Source organism: Pseudomonas sp. GW821-FHT04D07, from assembly GCF_059420225.1.
Map to the genome: position 1 here is coordinate 296,198 of NZ_JBWKTH010000004.1, position 8,644 is coordinate 304,841.

Below are 8,644 nucleotides of genomic sequence, written 5' to 3' on the forward strand. Positions count from 1 at the left end.
TTCATAAAGCCCCCACGGCGGTTTTCAAGGGCAATTCGAGGGTAAAGACGGCGCCTTTTCCGGGGCCGTCGCTGTGGGCGGTCAGGTGCCCTTTCATTTCGATCGCGGCCAGGGCACAGCTGTGCAGGCCGAAGCCATGGCCGTCCTTGCGGGTGGTGAAGCCATGGGCAAAGATGCGGGTCATGTTTTCCGGAAGGATGCCTTCGCCGGCGTCCTTGACGCTGATGCGCAAGGTGCTGTCCTCGATCGCCTGGACCTGCAGGGTGATTTCGCGTGGACGGTCGGAGAGGCCGGCCATGGCCTGCTTGGCGTTGCTGATCAGGTTGATCAGGATCAGCAGCAAGCGGTGTTTGTCGGCCATCACCTGGGGCACCTCGTCGTATTGGCGGATCACGGTGACGTTGTGCCGGTTCAGGGCGCCGGAGTTCATGCGCAGGGCGTCTTCGAGCAAATCGCGGATGTGCAGCGGTTCTTCGATGCTCGAAACACCCGCATAGGATTGCTGGGTCGAGACGATGTCCTTGATATGGTCGACGCTCTTGCTCAACTGGGTCAGTTCGTCGCTCATGCTCTGTTGTTCCGCGGCAATGGCCTCGACCAGTTGGTTGAGGTACCCGGGCAACAGCTTGCCACGTTCGTCACCAGTAATGAACTCGCCGAGATCGTGCTTGTGTTCGTTGAGCATCGTCACGGCCCTGGCCAGGCCCTGGGTTTTGCTGGCGCGCAGCTTGCGCGCCACCAGGTCGGCGGAGATATTCACGCTGTTGAGCACATTGCCGACGTTGTGCAGCACGTTGGTGGCGATCTCGGCCATACCGGCCAGGCGCGCGCTTTCCATCAGTTCGCTCTGGGCATCGCGCAGTTCGCGGGTGCGCCGTTCCACCCGTTGTTCCAGGTGCGTGTTGGCCGCCTGCAGGGCCCGGTTGACCCGGTTGATCTCGGCGTAGCTGCGTATCAGGCGGCTGGCCAGGTACACCAGCAAGACCAGGAGCAGGCCCGAGAAAATCAACAGGTACAAATGGTGGCGCTGTTCGAGGTGGTCGGCCTGTTGCTGATCCTGGTTCAGTTGGTCGGTGATGGCGTCCAGGCTTTCGGAGAGCGGTACCGCGTCGATCTCTTCAATCAGTGAGTTGACCCGGGGTTGTTCGCGCAGAATCAGGTTGACGTGGTTGAGCAGGATCTGCACCGGCTCCTTGAAGGCGGGCGGCAGGCGCTGGGTGTCGGTCAGCACCTGATTGAGCCCCAGTTCGATGCTGTGGGCGCGTTCTTCGGTAGTGGTCTGGGCGAACTCCAGGGTACTGAGCAGCAGGTCGTAGATGTCGCTGGAGGCGTCCTGGAGCATCAGTTTGTCCTGATCCTCCAATGCGTTGAGCTGGTGCTGGATATCGTCTTCGGCGGTCGGCAGGAAAGCCAGGGAGTTGCGCAGTACCGCGTTGCGGGATTTGAACTGTTCCACCAGGCGCGATTTTTCCTCGAGCGTCTGGGCCAGGGTTTCCCGGCGGTCCCTCCAGGCGTCGGCGGCCCGGTGAGCCCGGCCGGGTTCGATGGGGGTGAAGGTCTGCAGGAGCTGGCGCATTTCCTGTGGGGGCTTGACCAGCGGGTCGTAATTGCGCGTCACCGCGATCCTGGACTTGAGGATTTCGGCGTCCCACCGGGCATCCAGCTGTTTGACCCGGTTGATCAGGTCACGGGCGTGGGCATAATCCAGGGTTACGTCGGCGGCGGCCATGAGGTACAGAAATACCAGCACTGCCGTGAGCAGGACGGCCAGGCGCGGCAGGAGCACCCGGTTCAGGACATTGTTGGTGGCCGTCATAGTGGTTTGCCTCCCAACTCACCGGTCAGGGTTTTGAGAAACAACACGATCAGGCGGACGTCCTCGGCGGAGGGGACGCGCCCCAGTTGATAGGTGAACATGACGTGGACGGCGTCTTCCAGGGTCTTGGCCGAGGCGTCGTGGAAGTACGGCGCGGTGAGCGCGACATTGCGCAGGCTGGGGACCTTGAACACGTAGCGGTCCTCTTCGGCCCTGGTGGCCAGGTAGCGCCCGAGGTCGGCCTCGGTGGGATTGCCCCGGGCCGCGAAGTAGTCGCCCATCACGCCGAACTTCTGGAACATGTTGCCGCCGACATTGATCCCTTGGTGGCAGGCGATGCAGCCGTAGTCCTTGAAGCGCTGGTAGCCGTATTTTTCGTCGAGGCTCAGGATATCGGTGTTGCCCTTGAGGTACTGGTCGAAGCGCGAGTTGGGCGTCAGCAGGCTGCGCTCGTAGCTGGCCAGGGCGTTCTGCACGTTGGCGATGGTCACGCCGTCGGTATAGGCCTCGCGGAAGGCCGCCTGGTAAGTCGGCGCCTGGTTGAGGGTATCGACCACGTGGGGCCAGTTGTTGCCCATTTCTGTCGGGCTTTTCACCACACCCTCGATCTGCGCCTCCAGGGTCTCGGCGCGACCGTTCCAGAACTGCTTGAAGTTCAGCGCCGCGTTGAGCACGGTCGGGGTGTTGATCCCCAGGGTTTCCCCGTGGAAGCCGATGGAGAAGGGCTTATCGTCGCCGCCACCGTGCTCCAGATGATGGCAACTGGAGCAGGACGTGGTGTTGTTGATCGACAGTTGCTTTTCATTGAACAGCTGGCGACCCAGCTCCACCTTGCGCGGATCCTGCTGCGGAGCGTCCGGCAACGGCTTGAGCGGCTCGTCCAGGGGCGCGGCGAACAGCGGCGTGGCGAGGAGTATCCCGCCGCAGGCGAGCGATCTCGCCAGCAACGACAGCAGTGCGCGAGACGTCATGAGCATGTCCTTGGCAAAAGAGGCGAGTTCAGGGATCAGTCCTGTGCCGGTCGTTCGAAGCGCTTGTCCTGCAACAAGCGCAGGAAGGTCTCGGCCTCGACCGCCTTGCTGAAGTAGTAGCCCTGACCTTCCTCGCAGTTGTGAGCCTTGAGAAAGGTCAGCTGATCACGGGTTTCCACGCCTTCGGCGATGATGTTCAGGTTCAGGCTCTTGCCCAGGCTGATGATCGCGCTCACCAGCGCGGCATCGTTGCTGTCGCCATTGAGGTCACGCACGAACGACTGGTCGATCTTCAGCACATCGATGGGAAACCGTTGCAAGTAGCTGAGGCTCGAATAACCGGTGCCGAAGTCATCGATGGCCAGGCGGATACCCAGGGCCTTGATGGCTTTGAGGGTTTCAATGGTGTGGTCGACATTCTGCATCAGCACGCTTTCGGTGATTTCCAGTTCCAGCCGTGTCGGCTCCATGCCGGTTTCTTCCAGCACCTGGCGGATGCTATCGAGGAAGTCGCGCTGGCGGAAGTCCATTGCCGAGATGTTGAGCGACAGGATCAGCGGTGTGAGGGTCTGATCCTGCCAGGCCCGACCTTGCAGGCAGACTTGGCGCAGCACCCAATGGCTCATTTGAATGATCAGGCCACTGTCTTCGGCCACCGGGATGAACTCCGTGGGGTAGAGCAGGCCGCGTTCGGGATGCCGCCAGCGGATCAGTGCCTCGGCACCGACCACCGTGCCGGTCCTGAGGTCCAGCTTGGGTTGGTAATGCAGCACGAACTCGTCCCGCTCCAGGGCCAGGCGAATGCCGGACTCGATGGATTGCTGCTCGCGAGCCCGCAGGTTCAGGTCTTCGATGAAAAATCCGAAGTTGTTGGCGCCCTGTTCCTTGACGTTGCGCATGGCGCCTTCGGCTTTCTTGATCAGCACCAGCGGATCCTCGCCGTCGCCGGGGTAGAGGCTGATCCCCAGGCTCGCAGTGACCCGCAGGTCATGCCCGGCGGTCTCATGGGGGGTATTAATGGCGGCGAGGATTTTCTCGGCGGTGCCACGGGTCTGTTGCGGATGGCTGAACTCGGGCAGTACCAGAACGAATTCGTCGGAGCGGTAACGAAACACCGAGTCCGATTGGCGCAAGGCCGCCACCAGGCAGTCGGCCACATGCTTGAGCATTTCATCGCCCGCCGGATAGCCCAGGGCATTGTTGATGCGCTTGAAGCGATCCAGGCCGATGAACATCACGGCGACCTGTTCGTCGTGACGTTTGGCCAGGGCGATGGCCTGGCCCAGGCGGTCGCCAAGCAGGGTGCTGTTGGGCAGTTCGGTGAGCACATCGAATTGCAGCAGCCGGGACACCTGCAACAGTTCCTGGACGCGCTCCTCGATGGTCCGTTCCAGGCTGGCCATCCGCGAGGCGACATCCCGCGCCAGTTGCCACTTCCAGGTCAGGGCGCTGGCCATCTGGCGGATTTCCAGGGCGTCGAAGGGCTTTTTCAGGATCAGCATCTGGTCACCGAAGGCGATGCGTTCGTCCATGGATTCCCAGGAGTAATCCGAGTAGGCGGTGCACAGGGCGATTTGCAGCTCCGGGTCGACCGCCCATAGTTGTTCGATGGTTTCCAGGCCGTCCCAGCCCGGCGGCATGCGCATGTCGAGAAAGGCCATGGCATAGGGATTCTCGGCGGCCAGGGCCAACTTCACCAGCTCCAGTGCCTCCTGCCCCTGGTAGGCCGAGTCGATCTCGAAGCTCTGGCGCTGTGGGCGGGTGGTGCCGAACAGCAGGTGCTCGGTGGAGTCCAGGCTCAGTTCGTCCTCCAGCTCGGGGCCGAGGATCTTGCGAAAGTCCTGATGAATCGAGGCGGTGTCGTCGATGATCAGGATGCGCCGGTTGGCGGCGCTGGCTGCACTATTCATAGGCGGTTCTCTGGCGTGGACGTTGGGCTGGGCGCGATATGTCCGGCGTGCAGCAGTTCGCTGGCGCGCTGGCTGTCGACGGCCTTGCTGAAGTAATACCCCTGGGCCGTCATCGGCGAGCCGGTGGACATCAATGAATGGCGTTGCTCCTGGGTTTCCACGCCTTCGGCGATGATGCCGATGCCCACTTCCCGGGCAAAGTTGATGATCGCCCGCAGGGTGGTGGCGCTTTCCACGTCCTGGGTCGCGTGGTTGATCAGCGACTGGGCCAGCTTCAGGTGGTTGACGCGGTAGGTCTTGAGGTAGTCGAAGGACGAGTAGTCGGTACCGAAGTCGTCAATGGCGATCTTCACGCCGAGTTCGCGCAGCCTGGGCAATACGTCGTTCTGGGTCCATTTGGTCTGGGCCAGGGTCGCTTCGGTGACGTCGAACTGCAGGTCCGCGGGTGACAGCCCCCATTTGCCGGTGATCTCGAGCACATCACGAATCAGTTCGTTGCCACTTTTGAGCTGGGCCAGCGACAGGTTGATGGCGATCACCGGCGGTGCCATGTCGTCCGTGCGCCATTGCTGCATCTGCCGGCAGGCCTGTTCCAGCACCCAGCGGCCGAGGGCGACGATGGTGCCGGTCTTTTCCGCGGCGGGGATGAACTGATCGGCGCCAAGTATGCCGCGCTCGGGGTGGTTCCAGCGTACCAGGGCCTCCATGCCAAGGATCCTGCCGCTGCCCAGGTCGACTTCCGGCAGGTAATGCAGCTCCAGTTCGTTCTGTTCGATGGCCTTTTTCAGGTCCTGGGTAATGGCGACCCGGTCGATGACTTCCTGGTTGATTTCCTCGGAATGGAAGTGGTACTGGTTGCGCCCGCTGTCCTTGGAGCGGTACAGCGCCATGTCGGCCTGGACCAGCATGCTGTCGGCGCTTTCGCTGTCCAGGGCATAGGTGCTGATGCCGATGCTGACCGAAATCCGTACTTCATTACCTTCCAGTTGGTAAGGCTCCACCAGCGTTTTAAGGATCTTGCTGGCCAGGGCGCCGGATTGCGTCGGGTCGAGCATTTCAGTCTGCAACACGGCGAACTCATCGCCGCCCAGGCGCGCCACCACATCGCTTTCCCGGGTGCAGTCCTGGATGCGCCGGGAGACTTCCTGCAGCAGCAGGTCGCCCACCGGATGCCCGAGGGTGTCGTTGATACGCTTGAAGTGATCCAGGTCCAGGTAGAACACCGCGAACGGCGAGGCCCCGCGCCGGGCGGCGGCGAAGCTCTGGTGCAGGCGCTCGATCAGGGTCGAGCGGTTGGCCAGCCCGGTGAGTCCGTCGGTGCGGGCGAGCAGGGCGATTTTCTCTTCGGCGAGCTTGTGTTCGGTGATGTCGATGATGATGCCTTCGACTTCCAGCAGGCGCCCTTCCGGGTCGCGGACCGGTACGTAGCGATTTTCCACCCAGCGCCAGTGGCCGTCACCGGTGCGCAGGCGAAACTCGATCGAGGCGCCCTCGGCATCCTTGTCCAGGACCTTGGCCATGGCCGCGTCGACCTTGGCCTGATCGTCGGCGTGGATCAGCTCCGCGGCCCAGTCGGCGGAGCTCAGCAATTCCTCGGCCACGTGCCCGAACTTGGTGATGTTGTGAGAGATGTACATCAGCGGGAACGACGGCTCGCCGCGCAGGCGATAGAGCAGGGTCGGGCTGTTCTGCACGATGATGTTGGCGTCGGACAGCTCGCGGGTGCGTTCCTCGACGGCCTGTTCGAGCTGGTCCATTTTCAGCGCGGCGTCTTCGGTCATCTGCCATTTGACGGTCAGGGCGCTGGCCAGTTGGCGGATCTCGATGGCATCGAAGGGTTTTTTCAGGATCAACAGGCGGTCGCCCATCTCGACCCGTTCGTTCATTTCCTCAAGGGAGTAGTCGGAATAGGCGGTGCACAGGGCGACTTGCAGCTTGGGGTCGACCTGCCAGAGCCGCTCGAGGGTTTGCAGGCCGTCCCAGCCCGGAGGCATGCGCATGTCGATAAAGGCCATGGCGTAAGGCTGGCCTTGCAGCAGGGCCTGTTCGACCTTGGCCAGGCCCTCCTGGCCCTGGAACGCCGAATCGAGCTCGAACGGCTCCATTCGATGACTGATGCTGTCACCGAACAAAGCGTGTTCGGCGCTTTGCAAGTCATCTTCGAGGTCTTCAGGGCAGAGGATCTTGCGGAAGTCGGCGTGGATCGACGGCGTGTCGTCGATGATCAGGATACGGCGGTTGGCGCGGCTGGCCGGCAAGTCTCCGGTCACACTGAAAGCGAGATGTACCGAGCTCATGCGGAGTTCCTTTCCTGATAACCACGCTAGCTGTGGCGCGCTAGATTGCTTGCAGCATAGATCGGCTTGCGCTGATTTGCTGATAAACATAATGCCATTTGATGATCGAACATCTACCCTTAGCGGAAAAGACAGGGACTGTCGGCTGTTCCAAGGTCCCTAGATAGAAGCCACACGCAGACATGAGGTGCTCCATGGATGAATCCACAGTTGATGTCGTGATCAAACCCCGTGTCCTGCTGGTCGACGATGAAGAGTCGATCCTCAACAGTCTGCGCCGTTTGCTGCGCAGTCAGGGTTATGAACTGTTTCTGGCCACCAGCGGCGCCCGCGCCCTGGAAATCATGGCCGAGCAGACCATCGACCTGGTGATCAGCGATGCGCGCATGCCGAACATGGACGGTGCCAGCCTGCTGGCGCGGATTCATGAGCTGTATCCGGCCTGCCTGCGGATCCTGCTGACCGGTTACGCTGACCTGGACATGATTGCCAAGGCGATCAACGAGGGGCGGATCTACCGTTATCTCAGCAAACCCTGGAATGATGAAGAGCTGTTGATGACCATCACCCAGGGCCTGGCTTTTCAGCATTCCGAGCGTGAGCGCCAGCGCCTGCAGCTGTTGGTCCGGGAGCAGAACCGGCAATTGCAGTCGCTCAACTCGACCCTGGAAAAGCGCGTGATCGCGCGCACCAGCGAAGTCCAGCAGACCGCCGACATGCTTGACCTGGCCTATGAAGAACTCAAGCGCAGCTACGCCGTCACGGCCGAGGTGTTCTCGCGGATGGTCGAGTGGCGCCTGCCGAAGGACAAGCAGACCAACCGGGCGATCATTGATCTGGTCAAGGTCTACTGCAAGAGCCATGTCATGAATGAAGCCGCCAGTCGCGACCTGGCCATGGCCGCGGCCCTGCACAATATCGGCAAGATGAGTTGGACCGACAGCATGATGGGTGCGCCGGCCGACCTGCTGCACCACACCGATCGCGAGCGTTTTCGCGGTTATCCGAAACAGAGCGAGTCGCTGTTGATGACCCTGGAGCCGATGCAGGATGCCGCCCGGCTGATCCTGCATCACCAGGAGCGCTGGGATGGCACGGGGTTTCCCGACCACCTCAGGGGCGAGGCGATTCCCCTCGGGTCACGGGTGTTGAAGTTGGCGGTGGACTTTATCGAGTTGCAGCGCGGCCTGATTCTCGAGCGGCAGATGAACAGCGATGAGGCCCTGCTATTTATTCGCAAGTACGCTGGCAAGCTCTACGATCCGGATCTGGTCGAGGACTTCGTCAAGGTCTGCGCCGACTACCTGAGCGATGTGACTCTGGGCGACCCGTCGGTCAAGGTCCTGAGCACCCGCGAGCTGGTGGCCGGAATGATCCTGGCGCGTAATCTCAATGCCGACAACGGCATGCTGCTGCTCAACGCCGGCAAGCTGCTCAGTGCGCCGCTGGTGGAGAAGCTGATTGCTTTCGAATCCATGGAAGGTGCCAGGTACAGTGTGTTCGTCAAGATTCCGGAGGAAGTCTTGGCGTTGCTGGAGCAGACCGAGTAGCTCCCGCCTGCTGGAACTCGTCCTGTAATTGGATGGACTCGCCCAAGCCGAGGCGTCTGTAGCGCCACGGTGGCATTCTAATGAAGCCAACGACAGCGAG

General features: G+C 61.6%; 5 protein-coding genes. 1 reads left to right on the forward strand and 4 read right to left on the reverse strand.

Annotated features, from left to right (window positions below; genetic code table 11):
• Window position 1 precedes the first annotated feature (1 nt).
• The 4 genes from AC07T0_RS08780 to AC07T0_RS08795 are packed head-to-tail and all read right to left on the reverse strand — an operon-like array spanning window position 2 to window position 6,994.
• Window positions 2-1,816, reverse strand: a complete 1,815-nt coding sequence (locus AC07T0_RS08780) for a DAHL domain-containing sensor histidine kinase (protein ID WP_495000781.1) — start codon at window positions 1,814-1,816, stop codon at window positions 2-4.
• Window positions 1,813-2,787: a cytochrome-c peroxidase gene (locus tag AC07T0_RS08785; RefSeq protein WP_495000782.1), complete on the reverse strand. Its 975-nt coding sequence runs from the start codon at window positions 2,785-2,787 to the stop codon at window positions 1,813-1,815. The genes AC07T0_RS08780 and AC07T0_RS08785 overlap by 4 nt, the downstream gene beginning before the upstream one ends.
• Window positions 2,788-2,822: 35 nt before the next feature.
• Window positions 2,823-4,697 (reverse strand): putative bifunctional diguanylate cyclase/phosphodiesterase, encoded by a 1,875-nt coding sequence (locus tag AC07T0_RS08790; protein WP_495000783.1) that lies wholly within the window; start codon window positions 4,695-4,697, stop codon window positions 2,823-2,825.
• Complete coding sequence (locus tag AC07T0_RS08795; protein WP_495000784.1) at window positions 4,694-6,994, reverse strand: GGDEF/EAL domain-containing response regulator; 2,301 nt, start codon at window positions 6,992-6,994, stop codon at window positions 4,694-4,696. Before AC07T0_RS08795 ends, AC07T0_RS08790 begins: the two co-directional genes overlap by 4 nt.
• 194 nt (window positions 6,995-7,188) lie before the next feature.
• Between AC07T0_RS08795 and nosR the strand changes: the two genes are divergently transcribed.
• Window positions 7,189-8,544 carry a response regulator c-di-GMP phosphodiesterase, NosR family gene (gene nosR / locus AC07T0_RS08800; RefSeq protein WP_495000785.1) on the forward strand — a complete coding sequence of 452 codons (1,356 nt, stop codon included), beginning with the start codon at window positions 7,189-7,191 and terminating at the stop codon, window positions 8,542-8,544.
• The last annotated feature ends 100 nt before the right edge of the window (window positions 8,545-8,644 follow it).

What these genes read in the sequence shown, in the direction of transcription:
- AC07T0_RS08780 (WP_495000781.1), bottom strand. Translation starts at nt 1,816, where the DNA reads ATGACGGCCACCAACAATGTCCTGAACCGGGTGCTCCTGCCGCGCCTG.
- AC07T0_RS08785 (WP_495000782.1), bottom strand. Translation starts at nt 2,787, where the DNA reads ATGACGTCTCGCGCACTGCTGTCGTTGCTGGCGAGATCGCTCGCCTGC.
- AC07T0_RS08790 (WP_495000783.1), bottom strand. Translation starts at nt 4,697, where the DNA reads ATGAATAGTGCAGCCAGCGCCGCCAACCGGCGCATCCTGATCATCGAC.
- AC07T0_RS08795 (WP_495000784.1), bottom strand. Translation starts at nt 6,994, where the DNA reads ATGAGCTCGGTACATCTCGCTTTCAGTGTGACCGGAGACTTGCCGGCC.
- nosR (WP_495000785.1), top strand. Translation starts at nt 7,189, where the DNA reads ATGGATGAATCCACAGTTGATGTCGTGATCAAACCCCGTGTCCTGCTG.